This window comes from Bradyrhizobium diazoefficiens, assembly GCF_016612535.1.
Lineage (GTDB): Bacteria > Pseudomonadota > Alphaproteobacteria > Rhizobiales > Xanthobacteraceae > Bradyrhizobium > Bradyrhizobium diazoefficiens_C.
This window is the reverse complement of sequence record NZ_JAENXS010000001.1, coordinates 3,079,965-3,098,400: the sequence shown is the minus strand read 5'-3', so window position 1 is coordinate 3,098,400 and position 18,436 is coordinate 3,079,965. Positions and strand designations below refer to the sequence as shown.

General features: G+C 63.8%; 16 protein-coding genes and 1 pseudogene. 9 read left to right on the top strand and 8 right to left on the bottom strand.

Going from position 1 to position 18,436, the window contains the following annotated elements; translation table 11 throughout:
* Positions 1–113 precede the first annotated feature (113 nt).
* The 5 genes from JJE66_RS14670 (at position 114) to JJE66_RS14650 (ending at position 4,222) form a co-directional block, all read left to right on the top strand.
* Complete coding sequence (locus JJE66_RS14670) at positions 114–953, top strand: protein-disulfide reductase DsbD domain-containing protein (RefSeq protein WP_200514941.1); 840 nt, start codon at positions 114–116, stop codon at positions 951–953.
* Between the two features lie 280 nt (positions 954–1,233).
* Positions 1,234–2,613, top strand: coding sequence for an oligosaccharide flippase family protein (locus tag JJE66_RS14665; RefSeq protein WP_409362809.1), 1,380 nt, complete (start codon positions 1,234–1,236; stop codon positions 2,611–2,613).
* A 41-nt stretch (positions 2,614–2,654) separates the two neighbouring features.
* Positions 2,655–2,891, top strand: coding sequence for a hypothetical protein (locus JJE66_RS14660; protein WP_200514940.1), 237 nt, complete (start codon positions 2,655–2,657; stop codon positions 2,889–2,891).
* Positions 2,888–3,208 (top strand): type II toxin-antitoxin system RelE/ParE family toxin, encoded by a 321-nt coding sequence (locus JJE66_RS14655; protein ID WP_200514939.1) that lies wholly within the window; start codon positions 2,888–2,890, stop codon positions 3,206–3,208. The genes JJE66_RS14660 and JJE66_RS14655 overlap by 4 nt, the downstream gene beginning before the upstream one ends.
* A 189-nt stretch (positions 3,209–3,397) precedes the next feature.
* Positions 3,398–4,222, top strand: coding sequence for a sulfite exporter TauE/SafE family protein (locus JJE66_RS14650; protein ID WP_200515367.1), 825 nt, complete (start codon positions 3,398–3,400; stop codon positions 4,220–4,222).
* A 71-nt stretch (positions 4,223–4,293) separates the two neighbouring features.
* Here JJE66_RS14650 and JJE66_RS14645 read toward each other — a convergent pair whose 3' ends face one another.
* From JJE66_RS14645 to cysG, 8 genes are all read right to left on the bottom strand, one after another.
* Entirely contained in the window at positions 4,294–5,082 is a 789-nt protein-coding gene (locus tag JJE66_RS14645; protein ID WP_200514938.1) for a 3-hydroxybutyrate dehydrogenase, read from the bottom strand.
* Between the two features lies 1 nt (position 5,083).
* Positions 5,084–6,259 carry a patatin-like phospholipase family protein gene (locus tag JJE66_RS14640; protein ID WP_200514937.1) on the bottom strand — a complete coding sequence of 392 codons (1,176 nt, stop codon included), beginning with the start codon at positions 6,257–6,259 and terminating at the stop codon, positions 5,084–5,086.
* Between the two features lie 78 nt (positions 6,260–6,337).
* A complete protein-coding gene (locus JJE66_RS14635; RefSeq protein WP_200514936.1) occupies positions 6,338–6,841 on the bottom strand; it encodes a CAP domain-containing protein in 504 nt (167 codons plus the stop codon).
* A 152-nt stretch (positions 6,842–6,993) separates the two neighbouring features.
* Complete coding sequence (locus tag JJE66_RS14630; protein ID WP_200514935.1) at positions 6,994–7,719, bottom strand: phosphoadenylyl-sulfate reductase; 726 nt, start codon at positions 7,717–7,719, stop codon at positions 6,994–6,996.
* A complete protein-coding gene (locus JJE66_RS14625) occupies positions 7,716–8,231 on the bottom strand; it encodes a DUF934 domain-containing protein (RefSeq protein WP_200514934.1) in 516 nt (171 codons plus the stop codon). The genes JJE66_RS14630 and JJE66_RS14625 overlap by 4 nt, the downstream gene beginning before the upstream one ends.
* Positions 8,218–9,873: a nitrite/sulfite reductase gene (locus tag JJE66_RS14620; RefSeq protein WP_200514933.1), complete on the bottom strand. Its 1,656-nt coding sequence runs from the start codon at positions 9,871–9,873 to the stop codon at positions 8,218–8,220. Before JJE66_RS14620 ends, JJE66_RS14625 begins: the two co-directional genes overlap by 14 nt.
* A gap of 11 nt (positions 9,874–9,884) precedes the next feature.
* Positions 9,885–10,202, bottom strand: coding sequence for a DUF2849 domain-containing protein (locus tag JJE66_RS14615; protein WP_200514932.1), 318 nt, complete (start codon positions 10,200–10,202; stop codon positions 9,885–9,887).
* A complete protein-coding gene (gene cysG, locus JJE66_RS14610; RefSeq protein ID WP_200514931.1) occupies positions 10,199–11,626 on the bottom strand; it encodes a siroheme synthase CysG in 1,428 nt (475 codons plus the stop codon). Before cysG ends, JJE66_RS14615 begins: the two co-directional genes overlap by 4 nt.
* A 236-nt stretch (positions 11,627–11,862) precedes the next feature.
* Here cysG and cysD point away from each other — a divergent pair, with 236 nt between their 5' ends.
* From cysD to JJE66_RS14590, 4 genes and pseudogenes are all read left to right on the top strand, one after another.
* Positions 11,863–12,657 carry a sulfate adenylyltransferase subunit CysD gene (gene cysD / locus JJE66_RS14605; RefSeq protein WP_200514930.1) on the top strand — a complete coding sequence of 265 codons (795 nt, stop codon included), beginning with the start codon at positions 11,863–11,865 and terminating at the stop codon, positions 12,655–12,657.
* Between the two features lie 20 nt (positions 12,658–12,677).
* The gene (cysC, locus tag JJE66_RS14600; RefSeq protein WP_200514929.1) at positions 12,678–14,615 is read left to right on the top strand and encodes an adenylyl-sulfate kinase; all 1,938 of its coding nucleotides are present in this window, start codon (positions 12,678–12,680) and stop codon (positions 14,613–14,615) included.
* A 355-nt stretch (positions 14,616–14,970) separates the two neighbouring features.
* A complete protein-coding gene (locus tag JJE66_RS14595; protein WP_200514928.1) occupies positions 14,971–17,136 on the top strand; it encodes a malate synthase G in 2,166 nt (721 codons plus the stop codon).
* 152 nt (positions 17,137–17,288) lie between these two features.
* Positions 17,289–18,410 (top strand): annotated as a pseudogene (locus tag JJE66_RS14590) (methyl-accepting chemotaxis protein); the annotation flags it as partial.
* Positions 18,411–18,436 lie beyond the last annotated feature (26 nt).

Here is an 18,436-nt window from a genome sequence, read left to right as displayed (position 1 = left end):
CCTGATGTCGGGCCGGGCGGCTGTCAAATCAAGGCTTGCAGAGGCTTGATTCAAGTGCATCCATCACAAGCAATTCAATGGCTTGCCCCGGGGCGACCCTGTAAAGACGTGCCATGCTGACAAGAGTTCCCCTGCATGCGGCGATTGGCGTCGCGACTACCTTGCTTGCGTCGTCGCTGGCGATGGGTGCCCATGCCGACGACGCTTCACTGTGGCAGCGCGACGGACATTCCGCGGTGCGGTTGCTCGCGGGATCGCGCAGCGGCACGGTCCTGCTCGGCGGGATCGCTTTCCAGATCCAGCCAGGCTGGAAGACCTACTGGCGCATGCCGGGCGATTCCGGCGTTCCGCCGCGGTTCGACTTCTCGAAATCGGATAATGTCGAAGCGGTGACGGTGATGTGGCCGGCGCCCCTGAAGTTCGACGACGGTGCCGGCGGCCATTCGATCGGCTATCACGACCAGATCGTGCTGCCCTTGCGTATCGTCGCCAAGGCTGCCGACAAGCCGGTGACGTTGCGCGCCGAGATCAATTACGCCGTCTGCGAAAAGCTCTGCATTCCCGTCGAGGCCAATATCGAGCTCGGCTTCAACAACGTCGCCTCGACCGAAGACGCCAATCTGCGCGCGGCGCTGGACGCGGTGCCGAAGCCCGCCAATATCGGCGATCCCAATCCACTGACCATCCGCGACGTCAAGCGCGACGGGCCCAAGAACGTGGTGGTCGACGTCGTCGTACCTGATGGCCGCAACGTCAATCTGTTCGTGGAGGGACCGACGCCGGACTGGTCGCTGCCGATTCCTGATCCGGTCGAGCACAGCCCGCCCGGGGTGAAACGATTTTCCTTCGAGCTCGACGGACTGCCGCCGGGCGTCAAGCCCGACGGCGCGGCGTTGAAATTCACGCTGGTCGGGCCGGAGAAGTCGTACGAGTTCAATACGAATTTGGAGTGAGTGTCGTCCCGGCCTAGTGCGCAATTGCGCACGGGGGCCGGACCCATACCGCGTAATCTATCGACCGTGAGCGGTGACAATCCCGAACGACGAGTCTTCGCCAAATCACGTCCTGTGGCTATAGGTCCCCGCCTTCGCCGGGACGACACTGTTGGTTGAGGCGATAGCACACATCCCACCCAACCGAATCTTAACGAATGGTTGCTAATTCCTAAGGCGATCGCAAAGGCTATCGCAGCAAGCCTGCCGCAGCAGGCGGGACGCTCGGAGATTCTTCGAATTGGCCGTGATGGATGCAGACCCCGCAACGACCGGACCGGCCGGGCTGATCGCGCGGCTGCGTGCCAGGCTGACAGGCGGATCGAGCGAAGCGTCGCTGACGCGGCGGCTGGCCGGCACCATCTTCATCATCCGCGTCATCAGCGCGGGCCTCGCCTATTTTTCGCAGGTCCTGCTCGCGCGCTGGATGGGGACGTCCGACTACGGCATCTATGTCTATGTCTGGACCTGGGTGCTGCTGCTCGGCAGCATGATGGACTTTGGCATCTCCGCATCCGCGCAAAAAATCATTCCGGAGTATCGCGCGAGCGGCGACCATGCGCTGTTGCGCGGCTTCCTCTCCGGCAGCCGCTGGCTGACCTTTGCCGTCTCGACGCTGGTGTCGCTCGCGCTCGCCGGTATCGTCATGCTGTTGTCGCCCTGGATCGATGCCGCCGAGGCGCTGCCGCTCTATATCGGCTGCATGACGCTGCCCGCCTTCGTCGTCGCCAACACCCAGGATGGCATCGCGCGCTCGCATGACTGGATGCAGCTCGGCCTGATGCCGCAATTCATCATCCGCCAGGCGCTGATCATCGGCATCACGGCGTGCGCCTTCCTGCTCGGCTATCATCTCGGCGCAATCGCGGCGATGGTGGCGAGCGCAGGCGCCGTGTGGATCGCAATGACCGGGCAGATGGTGGTGCTGAACCGCAAGCTCGCCGATCACATCGGCCCCGGTCCCAAGTCCTACGACATCAGTGGCTGGCTCGCCGTCTCGCTGCCGATCCTGCTGGTCGAGAGCTTCTATCTGCTGTTGTCCTACACCGATGTGCTGGTGCTGCAGCAATTCCGCCCGTCCGACGAGGTCGGCGTCTATTTCGCTGTCGTGAAGACGCTGGCGCTGGTGTCCTTCATCCATTACGCGATGTCAGCAACGACCGCGCATCGCTTCGCCGAATACAACGCGCTCGGCGACAAGGCGCGACTGTCGGCCTATGTCGCCCACGCCATCAACTGGACGTTCTGGCCGTCGCTGGCGGCGACCGCCGTGCTGCTCGCGCTCGGCAAGCCGCTGCTCTGGCTGTTCGGGCCGCAATTCGTGGTCGGCTACGACATCATGCTCATCGCCGCGATCGGCTTGGTGGTGCGTGCCGCGATCGGGCCGGTGGAGCGGCTGCTCAACATGCTCGGCCAGCAGAAGATCTGCGCGCTGGCCTACGCGCTCGCCTTCGTGATGAACCTCGTGCTCTGCATCGCACTGGTGCCGCGCTTCGGCGGCCACGGCGCCGCGGCCGCGACCTCGATTTCGCTCACCTTCGAGACGGTGCTGCTGTTCTGGATCGTGCGGCAGCGCCTCGGGCTGCACGTGCTGGCGTTTGGACGCTTGCCATCGGCCTAAGGCAATTGGAAAGCCATCCAACAGCTGCTATGGTCACATCCATGGCTGCAAGCGATCTGCGAAATCTTCTGGAACGCGCCCAGACTTGGCCTGAAGAGGCTCAGAACGAGCTGGTTGCGCTTGCTAACGAAATCGAGAGCGAGTTGCTCGGCGGCGAATATTTAGCAACGCAAGAGGAACTACGGAGCATCGACGCGGCCTTGGCCTCGATAGATCGTGGCGAGGTCGCTACGGATGCCGAGGTCGCGGAGGCCTTCGCGAAATTTGGGCGCGGATGAAGGTCGTCTGGACGCGAGAGGCGCTTGCTGACCTCGCGACGATCTCGACGTACTATGCGGCAAACGCCAGCCCTGTAATCGCCGAAGCGGTCGGACGCAGATTTCTTGACGTCATCGAGCGCGTCCGGAGCGCTCCCTCCTCGGCACCAAGCGTCACGAACCGTTCCCAGATTCGTGTTGCAACAGTCGTTCGCTATCCATTCCGGATATTTTACCGTGTTCGTGGCGACGTGATCCATATCGTTCATATCCGACATACGTCACGGCGACCGCTCTCAGGGCTGAACGAGCCGTCACAACAAGGCATTGCTCCGTGATTATCTGCGCTTTCCGCTGCCCACCCACGAAACACCCGTTTCGCAGATCATCGGCGAATGGAGCAAAACAACTGCCTGCTCACCCATATGCGCACGATTTTTCTTATTCGCCCGAGGTAGTTGCCTCTCAGGGAAAGTTTATTCTACTCGTATTGCCCAACTGACGAGATGAACCTAGATTCCCTGACCATGATCGATCCGCTCTACGTCGCTTCGGGATTTGGCGTCGGCCTGCTTGTCGGGTTGACCGGCGTGGGAGGTGGCTCGTTGATGACGCCGCTCCTGATCCTGCTGTTCGGCATCCACCCGACCACCGCCGTCGGCACCGACCTGCTCTATGCCGCCGCTACCAAGACCGGCGGCAGCGTCGTGCATGGCTGGTCGCGCAGCGTGCACTGGCCGGCGGTGCTGCGACTTGCCTGCGGCAGCATCCCGGCGAGCGTGCTGACGCTGCTGGTGCTGTGGAAGCTCGATCTCAGGAGCGATTCCGAGCGCAATCTGGTCAATCTGGTGCTGTGCTTTGCGCTGATGCTGACCGCGATCTCGCTGATCTTCCGCAAGTCGATCATGGAGCGCTATCGCCGGCGCATAGAGCAGGTCGACGAGCGCACCACGGCAATTGCGACCGTGATCACGGGAGCCGTGCTCGGCGTGCTGGTCTCGATTTCGTCGGTCGGCGCCGGTGCGGTCGGCGTGACCGTGCTGCTGCTGCTTTACCCGCGCCTGCCGATGGCAACCATTGTCGGCTCCGACATCGCGCACGCCGTGCCGCTGACGCTGGTGGCCGGGACCGGACACTGGCTGCTCGGCTCGGTCGACTGGCATCTGATGGGGGTACTGCTGCTGGGCTCCCTGCCCGGCATCATCCTCGGCAGCTACAGCGCGACCCGCGTCCCGGAGACGGTGCTGCGCGCCGCACTCGCCTGCGTCCTCATCGTGGTCGCCGGCAAGATCATGTTCACGGAGCTGAACCTGCAATCCGTGATCGTGACGGCATTGGCCTGGAGCCGTTGAAGGCAAAACGGCGAACGCAAAACGGCGGAAGCTTGCCGCTCCCGCCGTTTGCGTCACTCGTTGCGAAAACTCTACTCCGCGGTCCAGCCGCCATCGATCGAGAGGTTGGTGCCGGTGATCTGCGCGGCATCGTCGCTGCACAGGAACAGCGCCAACGCTGCGACCTGCTCGGATGTCACGAACTCCTTGGTCGGCTGCGCATCGAGCAGCACGTCGTTGATGACCTGCTCGCGCGTAAGATTGCGGGCCTTCATCGTGTCGGGGATCTGCTTCTCCACCAGCGGCGTCCAGACATAGCCGGGGCTGATGCAGTTGCAGGTGATCTTGTTGGTCGCGACTTCGAGCGCCACGGTCTTGGTCAGACCGGCGATGCCGTGCTTGGCCGACACATAGGCCGACTTGAAGGGCGAAGCGACCAGCGAGTGCGCCGACGCGGTGTTGATGATGCGGCCCCAGCCCTTCTTCTTCATGCCGGGCACCGCGGCGCGGATGGCATGGAAGGCCGAGGACAGGTTGATCGCGATGATCTGGTCCCACTTTTCCGGCGGGAATTCCTCGATCGGCGATACGAACTGGATGCCGGCATTGTTGACGAGAATATCGACCGAACCGAACGACGTCTCGCCCAGCGCGATCATCCCGGCGATCTCGGCCGGCTTGGTCATGTCGGCGGGCGAGTAGACCGCCTTGACGCCGAAATCGGCCTCGATCTTCGCGCGCTCCTTCTCGATGTCTTCCGGCGAGCCGAAGCCGTTGATGACGACGTTGGCGCCGGCGGCGGCGAAAGCGCGCGCATAGGCGAGCCCGATGCCGCTGGTCGATCCGGTCACGACGGCGTTCTTGCCTGACAGAGTACCCATGTTATTCGCTCCTTTTTGGCGGGGGCACGGTGACGTCCCCCGTGAGATCGTAGGTCACCATGGTCTCGCCGGATTGCGGCCGCTCGAGCCAGTCCTTGTGGCGCATCGACAGATGCACGTCGCGCACGCCGCTTTCCCAATGCTCGACCATGGCGACATGCGAGAAGTCGTAGTCCTTGGACGAGGATTCGTAGTTCTTGCTGCGATAGATCAGGTGCACCACCGTAACGGTGCTTTCACGCGAGACCTTCGCGAGAAACTCGACGGATGGGTGGTTCTTCAGATAGTCCGGCAATTTGCCGATCAGGTCGCGCACGGCCCGGCGGGCGTTATGCACCTGCTTGTTCTTGTCGGTGTTCATCCGCGTGCGGCTGGAGAAGCGGATGTCCTTCTCGCGCTCGGTGGCCTCTAGCAGCGAAGTCGGCAGATCGCCGCGGGCGCTGAACAGGTCGACCTGGAAGATCAGGAGGTCGCGATCGAGCTCCGCGTCTAGCACGAAGTCGAGCGGCGTGTTGGAGGCGATGCCGCCATCCCAATAATGCTCCCCGTCGATCACGACCGAGGGAAAGCCCGGCGGCAGCGCGCCGGAGGCCATGATGTGCTCGGGGCCGATGGTCTTGCCGAGCTTCTTGAACTCGTAATTGTCGAAATATTTGAAGTTGCCCGAAGTGACACCGACAGCGCCGACCGACAGGCGGGTCTTCAGATCGTTGATGCGGTCGAAATCGACCAAACGCTCCAGCGTCTTCTTCAGCGGCGCGGTGTCGTAATAGCTCTCGGCCTGCGGGCTGCCCGGCGGCCAGAGCGGCGCAGGCGGGATGCGCGGGGTGAAGAAGCCGGGCACGCCAAATGTCGCGATCAGTGCGGCGCTGGTGGAATTGAAGAGCTCGCGGCTATGGTCGCTCTTGCCGATCGGCTTCCACGGCACCGGCTTGGAGACCATCTCCCAGAATTCCTTGAGCCGCTTGACTCGGGTCGGGCCCTCATTGCCGGCGATGATGGCGGCATTGACGGCACCAATCGAGATGCCGGCAACCCATTCGGGCTCGAAATCGAAATGGCACAGCGATTGGTAGGCGCCGGCCTGATAGGAGCCGAGCGCACCGCCGCCCTGGAGAACCAGGACACGCTGCGCCTTCGCGGGGACTGTTGCGACTTCCGGGCTATGATCTGTCATTCGGGAACAATAGCAGATGGCCAGCGACCGTGGCGACAGTCTGCCGCGGCGTCAATGCATCCCGGGATCAAGTCTGGCTTATCGGGGGTCGGTCGACGCCAGGATCATGGTCCAGAACACCTTGTACTTGGTGCCGGGAGCATAGCTCGCCGCTATGCCCAATTTTGTGACACCGCTTTTGAGCATGTTGGCGCGGTGGGGAGGCGAGTCGCGCCAACCGGAAAACGCTTCCGCCAGCGTATGATAGCCGGCCGAGATGTTCTCGACCGCCACGGTCGCGGGATAGCCGCCGCCGGCGAGGCGCTTGGCCAGGGGCGCGCGGACGTCATGGTCCATCTTGTTGGCCGCGGCCATGGCGTTGGACTGGGATTCGGCGAGCCGCATCAGATCGGGATCGATGACCACGGTGCCGAGGCCGTTGTTCTGGCGGTACTGCGAGATCATGATCGCGGCCGCTGGCGCATCGAGCTTGGTGCCCGGGACCGACATGTCGGCATACATCGACGGCTGCTGGACCGGCGCTTCATTGCCGGCGCAGCCGACCAGAAGCAAAGTGATGAGAATTGCGGCCGCAGCGCGCATGAATCGGGCCCCCAAGGAAGGGCCGTTGTTGCATACCAACCGTGGCTGAAAGGTGAATTTTGAGGAAAAATTGAACCTTCGGCGGCGCCGTCCTGGCGGGACCGACCGGAAACGATGGCGCGTCAGGCCGCAAAATAATGGCCGCGATGCGGTTACGACATCTTCATAGTGTGAATGCCGCATTCGGTCTTGGCTTTGCCGCGCCAGCGCCCCGCGCGCTCATCCTCGCCTTCGGCCGTTCTGCTCGTGCAAGGCATGCATCCGACCGACAGGAAGCCTGAGGCCGCCAACGGATGCCGCGGCAATCCGGCGCGGACAAAAATCGCTTCGAGTTCCTCGCGCGAGACATTGGCGAACGGATTGAACTTCAACCGCGCACCGTCGTCCTCGACCACGGGAATGTCGGCCCGCGCATTGCCCTGGAAGCGCTTGCGGCCATTGAGCCAGGCGGAGAACGGCTTCAGCGCACGCGCCAGCGGCTCGACTTTGCGGATACGGCAGCAGGCGTCGGGATCGGAGAACCAGAGGTCGCGCTCGGGATCTTCGCGCGACAACGTCTCCTCGGCCGGCTTGATCGAGCGGACGTCCTTCAAGCCCAGCGTCGCGATCAGCGTGTCGCGATAGGCCAGCGTCTCCTCGAACAGCCAGCCGGTGTCGAGGAAGATCACGGGGATTGCCGGATCGACGTCCGCCATCACCTTGAGCAGGGTCGCCGATTCCGTTCCGAACGACGACACCAGCGCAAGCTTTTCGCGACCAACCGCCTTCAGGGCCGCCGCGATGACCTCGGCAGGTGACGCATCGCGCAAGGCGCGATCGAGCTCTACCGCCGACGGCAGCGAGGACACGGGCGAGACCTGAGGCGCGATGGCGTTCACGTGCCGACACCTTCGGAGTGACGCAGCTGCATGCGCCGGTGCAGCGCCGTGATGCGGCCGTCGCCGGTCGGCTGATAGAACACCGAATAGCGCTTGGCGGTCTGCATGAAGGCTTCGGCGTCGGCCGGCTTCTTGACCTCGAAGGAATCGAAGCCGGCGCGCAGCATGAACACGAATTGGTCGCGCAGCACCTGGCCGGTGGCACGCAAATCCCCGCGATAGCCATAACGTTCCCGCAGCAGCCGTGCCTGGCTATAGGCACGTCCGTCGCGGAAACTCGGGAACACCAGAGCCACGCTGGCGAGCTTGCCGAGATACGGCACGAGCTCGGCAATGTCGCGGTTGTTCGGCCAGATCACACCGACCTTGCCCGAGCGCTCGAGCAGCGCATCGGCTTCGCTCAGGAAGCGCTCGGCCGGCACCAGGATATCGCCGCCCTCGGGCAGCGGCGTGTCGACGGCAAGCTTGACGAAGCCGTCATTGACGATTTTTCCGCCGTTAACGAGTGGCATAGACGCGCTCCTTGAAGGGTTCGACGCCGAGGCGTTTGACGGTGTCGACGAACAGCTCCTCCGGTCGCTCGCGCAGCGCCAGATAGGCTTCCACGATGTCCTCGACGACGTCGGCGACCTCATCGAACTTGACGCCGGGGCCGATCAGATTGCCAAGAGCCGCGCCCTCGTCGGCGCGGCCGCCGATGGTGATCTGATAGACCTCCTCGCCGTTCTTCTCGACACCGAGAATGCCGATATGGCCGACATGGTGATGGCCGCAGGCATTGATGCAGCCGGAGATGTTGATGTGGAGACGGCCGATCAGATTGGCGAGCTCGTGGTTGGCGAACCGCCGCGTCAGCTCCTGCGCGATCGGGATCGAGCGCGCATTCGCCAGCGAGCAATAATCGAGACCCGGGCAGGCGATGATGTCGGTGATCAAATTGACGTTCGGTGTCGCAAGCCCGAGCCTGTCGAGTGCCTTCCACAGCGCCGGCAAATCGCGCTTGGCGACGTGCGGCAACGCCAAATTCTGCTCGTGGCCGACGCGGATTTCGCCGAACGAATATTTGTCGGCGAGATCGGCCAGCGCATCCATCTGCTCGGCGGTGGCATCGCCCGGAGGCGCGCCGATCGGCTTCAGCGAGATGGTGACGATGGAATAGCCCGGGATCTTGTGCGGGGCGACCGAGTTCTTGCGCCACGCCTCGAAATCGGGATCGGCCGCCGCCTGCCGCAGCTCGTCCGGCATGTGCGGCAGCTTTTCGTAGGCCGGATAGATGAAGCGCGAGCGGATGTCCTCGATCACCTCGTCGTCAATCTGGAGCGAGGAGTTGCGGATCTGCTGCCACTCCTCCTCGACCTCGCGCGAGAATTTCTCGATGCCGAGCTCGTGCACCAGGATCTTGATGCGCGCCTTGTAGATGTTATCGCGCCGTCCATACTGGTTGTAGACGCGCAGGATTGCCTCGATGTAACTGAGGAGATCGCGGCCGTGCACGAAGTGCTTGATGGTCTTGCCGATGAACGGCGTGCGGCCGAGACCGCCGCCGACCAGCACCTCGAAACCGGTTTCGCCCTTCTCGTTCTTGATCAGACGCAGACCGATGTCGTGGACCTTGATCGCGGCGCGGTCGTGGTCCGACGCGGTGATCGCGATCTTGAACTTGCGCGGCAGGAACGAGAATTCCGGATGCAGCGTGGTGTGCTGACGGATCAGCTCCGACCAGATCCTGGGATCCTCGATCTCGCCCGGCGCAACGCCGGCCCATTGGTCCGAGGTGACGTTGCGCATGTTGTTGCCGGAGGTCTGCATCGCATGGATGCCGACCTCCGCAAGATCGGCCAGCGCATCCGGCAGCTCGGCGAGTTTGATCCAATTGAACTGGATGTTCTGCCGCGTGGTGAAGTGGCCGTAGCCGCGGTCATATTTGCGCGCGACATGGGCGAGCGCACGCAACTGGTTCGACGCCAGCGTCCCGTAGGGAATCGCGACGCGGAACATGTAGGCATGCAGTTGCAGATAGACGCCGTTCTGCAGGCGCAACATCTTGAACTCGTCCTCGGTGAGCTCGCCGGAGAGGCGCCGCTTCACCTGGTCGCGGAATTCCAAGACGCGCTCATTGACGAGCGTGCGGTCGATTTCATCGTAAGCATACATAAGAGAGTGCCTTAAGCCTGGGCCGGCTGTCCGATGGTCACACCGGTGCGACGAATCTGTTCGCGCAGATTGCCGGGTTCGATCTTGCCGTCCGCACCGACCTGCACCGGAGCGATATAGGGACCGATCGCACCGACGTCATCGGCGACGGACTCCGCAAGCAACGCTTTGGCTTCGTCCGAGGTGCGCACGATCGCGGCTTCCAACAAGTCGGCGGACCAGCTCTTGGCCGCGGTACGGTAAACCACGATGCCGTCCCAGGTGCGGTTGGCGGTCACGATCGAGGGGCCGGCGATTTTGATCTTCTTCTGTTCAAGGGGGGAGGTCATTCGGCTGCATCCAATAGGTCAGAGATGATTTGCTTGGGTGTTTCGCGGTGAAGCGAACCGGCATGCCGGACCACGTCGCCGATGATGAGAATGGCGGGACCGCCGCTGGTCTGCCGCACGAGCTCGGGCAAGTCGCGCAACGTTCCGATCGCGCCTTGCGCATCGGGCCGCGTGACGCGGGCGAAAACGCCAACCGGCGTTTCCGGCGAGCGGCCCGCGGCGAATAGGCCAGCGCGAATAGCGGGCGCAGCGGTCATGCCCATGTAGACCACGACGGTCATCTTGGTGTCGGTCAACGTCGACCAATCCACGGCTTCCGCGTCGCGCGCCCTGTGCGCGGTGAGGAAGGTGATGCGGGTCGCTTCATGACGGTAGGTGAGCGGCACCTCGAAATCGGCGGCGCCGCCGAGCCCCGCGGTAACGCCGGGAATGATCGAATAGGTCACGCCAGCCGCGCGCAAGGCCTCGACCTCTTCGCCGCCGCGGCCGAACACGAAGGGGTCGCCGCCCTTCAGTCGCACCACGCGCTGGCCGGCCTGCGCCGCCTCGATGATACGCTTGTTGATGGCGTCCTGGCCGATACCGGGCTTACCGACGCGGCGCCCGACCGGAACGCGCGTGGTGTCGCGGCGGATGCGGTCGAGAATTTCCGGCGAGACCAACTCGTCATGGAAGACGATGTCGGCGTCCTGCAACGCGCGCAGCGCCTTGATGGTGAGGAGATCGGGATCGCCGGGGCCGGCGCCGACCAGCGCGACCGAGCCTTCCGGCTTGTCGGCACGCGCGAACGCCGACGGATCGGAAATAGCCTTGAGCGCCGCATTCGCCTCGCTGTTGCGGCCGGCGAGCACGGAGGCGCCGATCGGGCCGTCGATGACGCGCTCCCAAAAGCGGCGGCGCAGCGGAAACTCCGCAATGCGCTCGTTGATGGATTTGCGGAAGCCGCCGATGAATTCCGCGAGCTCGCCGATACGGGCCGGCAGCAACGCCTCGATCTTCTCGCGCACGCGCCGCGCCACCACCGGCGAGGTGCCGCCGGTGCCGACCGCGACCACGACATCGCCGCGGTCGACGATCGCCGGGAAGATGAAGCTGGAATGGTCGAGATCGTCCATGACGTTGACGGGAAGGCCGAGCGACTTCGCCCGCGCCGACATCGCCACGCCGACATCGCCCGCGCCGGCGCAGACGATGGCGATGACGCCGGCGAGATCGGCCGTGAGCGGATCGCCGTCAGCGAACTCAACCCGCGCCGTGTCATCAGGACTTAGCCCGCCCAGGTCATGATCGCCGTCGATCGCATGCACGCGGATGCGCGCAGCGGCGGCCGCGAGCACACGCAATTTGGCGCGCAAAAGCTCGCCCGCGCCGATGAGGACCACGGGACCGGCCTTGAGATCGAGGAACACCGGCAAGAACCGCATGCGATACTCGCTTCCCCCACATCCGGGGTTGACTGGAATTATTTTCTATATATGTGTCGTTTCGACCGCGCAAAGAGAAAATTTCTTTTTCTCTTCTGCGCTGCAACTATAGAATTTTCGCCTCCAAACGCAAAGTGGCAGAGATGCATCTTCTTAGGACCGAATCCGGTGCAGATGGACGGGGTTTCCAGACTCCCATTTCCCAGCAAATTCCGGTCGAGCTGGCGGCCCCCAGCATGGACCATCTCGACCAGTTGGAAGCGCAGAGCATCTACATCTTCCGCGAGGCCTTTGCCCGCCTGAAGAAGATCGCCCTGCTGTGGTCGCTCGGCAAGGACTCCAACGTCATGATCTGGCTGGCGCGCAAGGCCTTCTTCGGCCGCCTGCCGTTCCCGGCCCTCCATGTCGATACCGGCAAGAAGTTTCCGGAGATGTATCGCTTCCGCGATCATTACGGGAAGGAGTGGGAGCTCGATCTGCGCGTCGAGCCCTGCCCGCCCATCGATGCCGTCGACCCAACGCTGCCGCCGGCCGCCCGTTCCGCCGCGCGCAAGACCGAAGGCCTGAAGATGGCGCTGACCAAATACGGCTTTGACGGCCTGATCGCCGGCATCCGCCGCGACGAGGAAGCCACCCGCGCCAAGGAGCGCGTGTTCTCACCGCGCGGGCTAGAAGGCAATTGGGACGTGCGCGACCAGCCGCCGGAGTTCTGGGATCATTTCAATGCGTCGCCGCCGCAGGGCGCGCATTTGCGCATCCACCCGATCCTGCATTGGACCGAGGCCGATATCTGGGCCTACACCAAGCGCGAGAACATCCCGATCATTCCGCTCTATCTGTCGCAGAACGGCAAGCGCTATCGCTCGCTGGGCGATCAGGACATCACCAATCCGGTCGCTTCGACCGCGTCGAACATTGACGAGATCCTGATCGAGCTCGAGCAAACCAAGGTGCCGGAGCGCGCTGGCCGTGCGCTCGACCACGAGACCGAGGACGCCTTCGAGCGTCTGCGCGTCGCCGGCTATCTCTGATTCAAGGACGCGAGCGTCGTATGAACATGATCGTCACCCCCGCTTCGCCTGCCACGCCGAACGGCACCAATTCGATGCCAAATGGCACGACGCGACCGCAGGTCCGCATCGTCATCGTCGGCCATGTCGACCATGGCAAGTCGACGCTGGTCGGCCGCCTGCTGCATGAGACCGGCAGCCTGCCTGACGGCAAGCTCGAAATGCTCAAGGCCGTCAGTGCGCGGCGCGGTATGCCGTTCGAATGGTCGTTCCTGCTCGATGCGCTGCAGACCGAGCGCGACCAGGGCATCACCATCGACACCACGCAGATTCGCTTCCGCACCAATTCGCGCGACATCGTGCTGATCGACGCGCCCGGCCACGCCGAATTCCTGCGCAACATGATCACCGGGGCCTCGCAGGCCGACGGCGCGGTGCTGATCATCGACGCGCTCGAGGGCGTGCGCGACCAGACAAGGCGGCACGGCTATCTCCTGCATCTGCTCGGCGTGAAGCAGGTCGCCGTGGTCGTCAACAAGATGGACCGCGTCGACTTCTCCGCCGATCGCTTCAAGGCAATCAGCGACGAGATCTCCGCGCATCTCAACGGCCTCGGCGTAACGCCCACGGCCGTCATTCCGATTTCCGCCCGCGACGGCGACGGCGTGGCTGAGCGCACCGACCGCATCGACTGGTACAAAGGCCCGACCGTGGTCGAGGCGCTCGACCGGCTCGAGCCGGCGCGGCCGCTGGAGGCGCTGGCGCTGCGCCTGCCGGTGCAGGCGATCTACAAGTTCGACGATCGCCGCATCGTTGCCGGCCGCATCGAATCCGGCAGCCTGATTGCCGGCGACGAGATCGTGATCATGCCGGCCGGCAAGATCGCGAAGATCAAGACGGTCGAGAACTGGCCGGTGACGCCGGTCGCGACGCGTCAGGGCGCCGGCCGCTCGGTCGGCATCACGCTTGATCGCGAATTGTTCATCGAGCGTGGCGACATCATCTCGCATGTCAACGTCGCCCCGCGCGAGACGCGGCGGCTGCGCGCACGCATCTTCTGGCTGCACGACAAGCCGCTCGCCAAGGGCGACCAGATCCTGGTCCGCTCGGGACCGAAGGAAAGCCGCGCCACCGTGGTGGCGATCGAGAAGGCGGTCGATCCCGGCGAGCTCGAAAGCCGCGAGAACAAGGCGATCGGCCGCAACCATGTCGGCGAGATAGACATTTCCCTGTCCAGCTCGATTGCTGCGGATCCCTACACCGAGAATCCGCGCACCGGCCGCCTCGTGATCGAGGTCTCCGGGCGGATCGCCGGCGGCGGCCTCGTGCTGTCGGTCGATGCCGGCCAGCGCGCCGTGCCAGTCGACATAGTGCCGGTGGAATCGGCGCTGCGGCCGGATGAGCGCTCCGCACGCTATCGCCACAACGGCGCCGTGGTCTGGCTCACGGGCTTGCCGGCCTCCGGCAAGTCGACGCTGGCGAAGGCGCTGGAGCGGCGTCTCTTCACCAATGGCGGCTCGCCGATCCTGCTCGACGGCGACACGGTGCGCGCCGGGCTCAACAGCGATCTCGGCTTTTCCGCCGCCGATCGCAGCGAGAACATCCGCCGGCTTGCCGAAGTCGCGACGCATCTCGCCCGCAACGGCCATATCGCCATCGTCGCCGCCGTCTCGCCCGCCCGCGAGGACCGCGCCACCGCGCGCCGTATCGCAGACAGCTCGTTCCGCGAGATCCATGTCGCGACACCGGCCGAAATCTGCGAGGAGCGCGATCCAAAGGGCCATTACAAGAAGGCCCGCGCCGGCGCGCTTGCCTCTTTCACAGGCATCGGCAACGACTACGAGCGGCCCGAGGCAGCCGAGCTCGTGATCGACACGTCGACACGGACGGTTGCGGACGCAGCGGATGAGATCGAACAGATGCTGAAGACAACCGGCGTGCTGTTCGATGAAGTCGTGGATCTCGCCGCGAACATTTGAGTCTGTCCAGTCCCAACTGTCGTCGTCCGGCTTGACCGGACGACCCAGTATTCCAGAGACAGCGTTGGGATACGGAGAAGCCGCGGCGTACTGGATTCCCCGCTTGCCGCCTGCCCCAAAGCTTCGGGGGGCCTCGACATCAACCGCGGCGAAGCCTTGGCGTAGCCGGGTCGGGGAATGACAGCGGTGCCCTCGGCCGCGACCTCACCTTGACATTTTGACAACTTCTGAGGGTCTTCTCACCGCCCCGATTTTGAGGCTAATAAGACCTCGAAAGCTGCTCCTCGTGGGCGCATTTTGCTGCTGTCGGGTCAAAAACAGCCAAAAACAGCCATTTCCAACAAGAAAGACCATCATGAAACGCGTCGATGCCCACGGATTGAAGATCGCCCCCGTCCTTTTCGATTTCATCGCCAAGGAAGCGGCCCCGAAAACCGGGATCGCGCCGGATGCATTCTGGGCCGGGCTTGCCGCCATCATCAAGGAGTTGGGGCCGAAGAACCGGTCACTGCTTGCCTTCCGTGACTCGCTGCAGGCCAAGATCAACGACTGGCATCGCGCCCACAAGGGCAAGGCGTTCGACGTCGACGCCTACACCGCTTTCCTGAAGGATATCGGCTATCTCGTCCCGGAGCCTGCGACGCAGAAGGTCGAGACCGCTGACGTCGACGAGGAGATCGGCAAGATTTGCGGTCCGCAGCTGGTCGTGCCGCTCACCAATGCGCGCTATGCGCTGAACGCAGCGAACGCGCGCTGGGGCTCACTCTATGATGCATTCTACGGCACCGATGCGATTCCTTACGACGCTGCCGAGAGCGGCAAGGGCTACAACAAGGCACGCGGCGACAAGGTCATCGCCAAGGCCAAGGCGTTCCTCGACGCTGCCGTGCCGCTGGCGACCGGCAGCCACACCGACGTCATCGCCTACAGCGTCGTCGCGGGCCAGCTAGCCGTGAAGCTCAAGAGCGGCAATGCCACCGCGCTGAAGAACGCCGCACAGTTCGCCGGCTTCCAGGGCGATGCGTCCGCGCCCTCCGCGGTGCTGCTCGCCAACAACGGCCTGCATGTCGAGGTCAAGATCGATCGCAGCAGCACGATCGGCAAGGACGACCCGGCCGGTGTCGCCGACATGATCATGGAATCTGCCGTATCGACCATCCTCGACATGGAAGACTCGGTCGCCGCCGTCGATGCCGAAGACAAGGTGCTGGTCTATCGCAACACGCTTGGCCTGATGAACGGCACGCTGTCGGCCGATTTCGAGAAGGGCGGCAAGACGCTGACGCGTTCGCTCAACAGCGACCGCAGCTACAAGACGCCGGATGGCAAGGGCGAAGTGAAACTGCACGGCCGCAGCCTGCTGCTGATGCGCAATTGCGGTCATCACATGTTCACCGACGCGGTGCTGGACGAGACCGGCGAAGAGATCCCGGAAGGCCTGCTCGATGCCGCCGTCTCGGGGCTTCTTGCGATTCACGATCTCAAAGGCAACTCCAAGGTCAAGAACAGCCGCACGGGATCTGCCTATATCGTCAAGCCGAAGATGCATGGCCCGGACGAGGTGTCGTTCACCTGCGAGATTTTTGACCACGTCGAGAAGATGCTCTCGCTGCCGGAGAACACGCTCAAGGTCGGCATCATGGACGAGGAACGGCGGACCACCGTCAACCTCAAGGCCTGCATCCAGCGCGCCTCCAAGCGCATCATGTTCATCAACACCGGCTTCCTCGACCGTACCGGCGACGAGATCCACACCTCGATGGAAGCGGGTCCGATGATCCGCAAGAACGAGATGAAAGCGCAGGCCTGGATCAAGGCCTATGAGGACTGGAACGTCGACATGGGCCTGACCTGTGGCCTGCCCGGCCATGCCCAGATCGGCAAGGGTATGTGGGCCGCGCCCGACAAGATGGCGGACATGCTTGCCCAGAAGCTCGCGCATCCGCAGGCCGGCGCCACCACCGCCTGGGTCCCCTCGCCGACCGCGGCGACCTTGCACGCCCTGCACTACCACCAGGTCAACGTCATCGCGCGCCAGCAGGAGCTGACCAAGGGCGGACCTCGTGCGAAGCTTTCCGACATCCTCACCATTCCGGTGTCGAAATCGAACTGGGCGCCTGATGACGTCAAGCAGGAGATCGACAACAATTGCCAGGGCATTCTGGGTTACGTCGTGCGCTGGATCGACCAGGGCGTCGGCTGCTCCAAGGTGCCCGACATCCACGACGTCGGCCTGATGGAAGACCGCGCCACCTTGCGCATCTCCAGCCAGCATCTCGCTAATTGGCTGCATCAGGGCGTGATCACCGAAGCGCAGGTGATGGAATCCTTGAAGCGCATGGCCGTCGTCGTCGACAAGCAGAATGCGGGCGACGCGATCTACAAGCCGATGGCGCCCGCCTTCGATGGCACAGCCTTCAAGGCGGCTAGCGACCTCATCTTCAAGGGCCGCGAGCAGCCGAACGGCTACACTGAATACATTCTCACTGCGCGCCGCCGCGAAGCGAAAGCGGCGGGCTGAGCCGGATTAGTCGAACATCGAAAGCCCCGGCTCACGCCGGGGCTTTTTGTTTCGGCAGCAACGACGCACGCCCGCTTTCCGTTCTCACGCGGCTAGGTAAAGACCTCCCGGCTAGAACACCGCCAGGTATTTCAAGAGCGAGACGATGCCGACTGATCCTGCAGCTGGTGCTGGTGCTCCTGGCCATCTGCCTCGCCGTCGGGCCGATGCTGGCTGTGAGCCGGCGGGTCATCAAGCCGCTGCATGACATGCGCGACGCCATGTTGAAGGTCGCGGGCGGCGATCTTTCCGTCGAGACTGGATGCGAAGGCAGGATGGATGAGATCGGCGCGCTGGCAGGCGCGCTAGAGACGTTTAAGCAGCAGGCGGCCGACAAGCTGAAGATCGAGGCCAAGGAACGCGAGCGCAATGCCGCGGCCGCGACGCGTCAGCGTGCTATGGAGGGCCACATCGGTGAATTCGAAGGGCTCGTGCGCAAGGCACTCGATGAGCTAAGCGAGGCCTCCGGCGGAATGCGAAAGACCTCATCCGATCTCTCGGCAGTGTCACGGCAGACCAATGATCGCGTTCGGTTCGCCGAAAAGGCCTCCGGAGATGCTTCCCTGAGCGTCGACAGTGTCGCTGCTGCATCCGAGGAGCTGAGCTGCTCCATCAACGACATCAGCCATCAAGCGGCGCATGCCGCCGGCATTGCCAGCCGGGCCGTGACTCAGGCGGGGCAGACCGATAGCACGGTGCAAGGACTTGCCCGATCGGCGAGCCGCATCGGCGAGGTCGTCGGCCTGATCAACACCATCGCACAGCAGACCAATCTGCTCGCGCTCAACGCGACGATCGAAGCCGCCCGCGCCGGCGAGGCCGGGCGCGGCTTTGCCGTTGTCGCCTCCGAGGTGAAATCGCTGGCAAGCCAGACCGCGAAGGCGACCGAAGAAATCTCCGAGCAGATCGCCGACATCCAGAAGGTCGCGGACGATGCCATCAACGCGATCCAGGCCATCGGCGGCATCATCGGCGAGGTCAACGAGGTCGCCACCGCGATTGCGGCTGCCGTGCAGGAGCAGGGTGCGGCGACGCAGGAAATCACCCGCAGCACCCAATATGCGGCGCAGGGCACCAAGAACGTCTCGGACAACATCACCGGCGTAAAAGCGGACGCGGACGCCGCGGCCGCAGCCGCTGACAACGTCAAGCAGGCCTCGCAGACGCTGGAGACTCAGAGCCGCCAGCTCGGCGACCAGGTCAGCGACTTCCTGGGCAAGATCCGCGCGGCGTAACGATCCGTTAACACCTGGCATTTCCC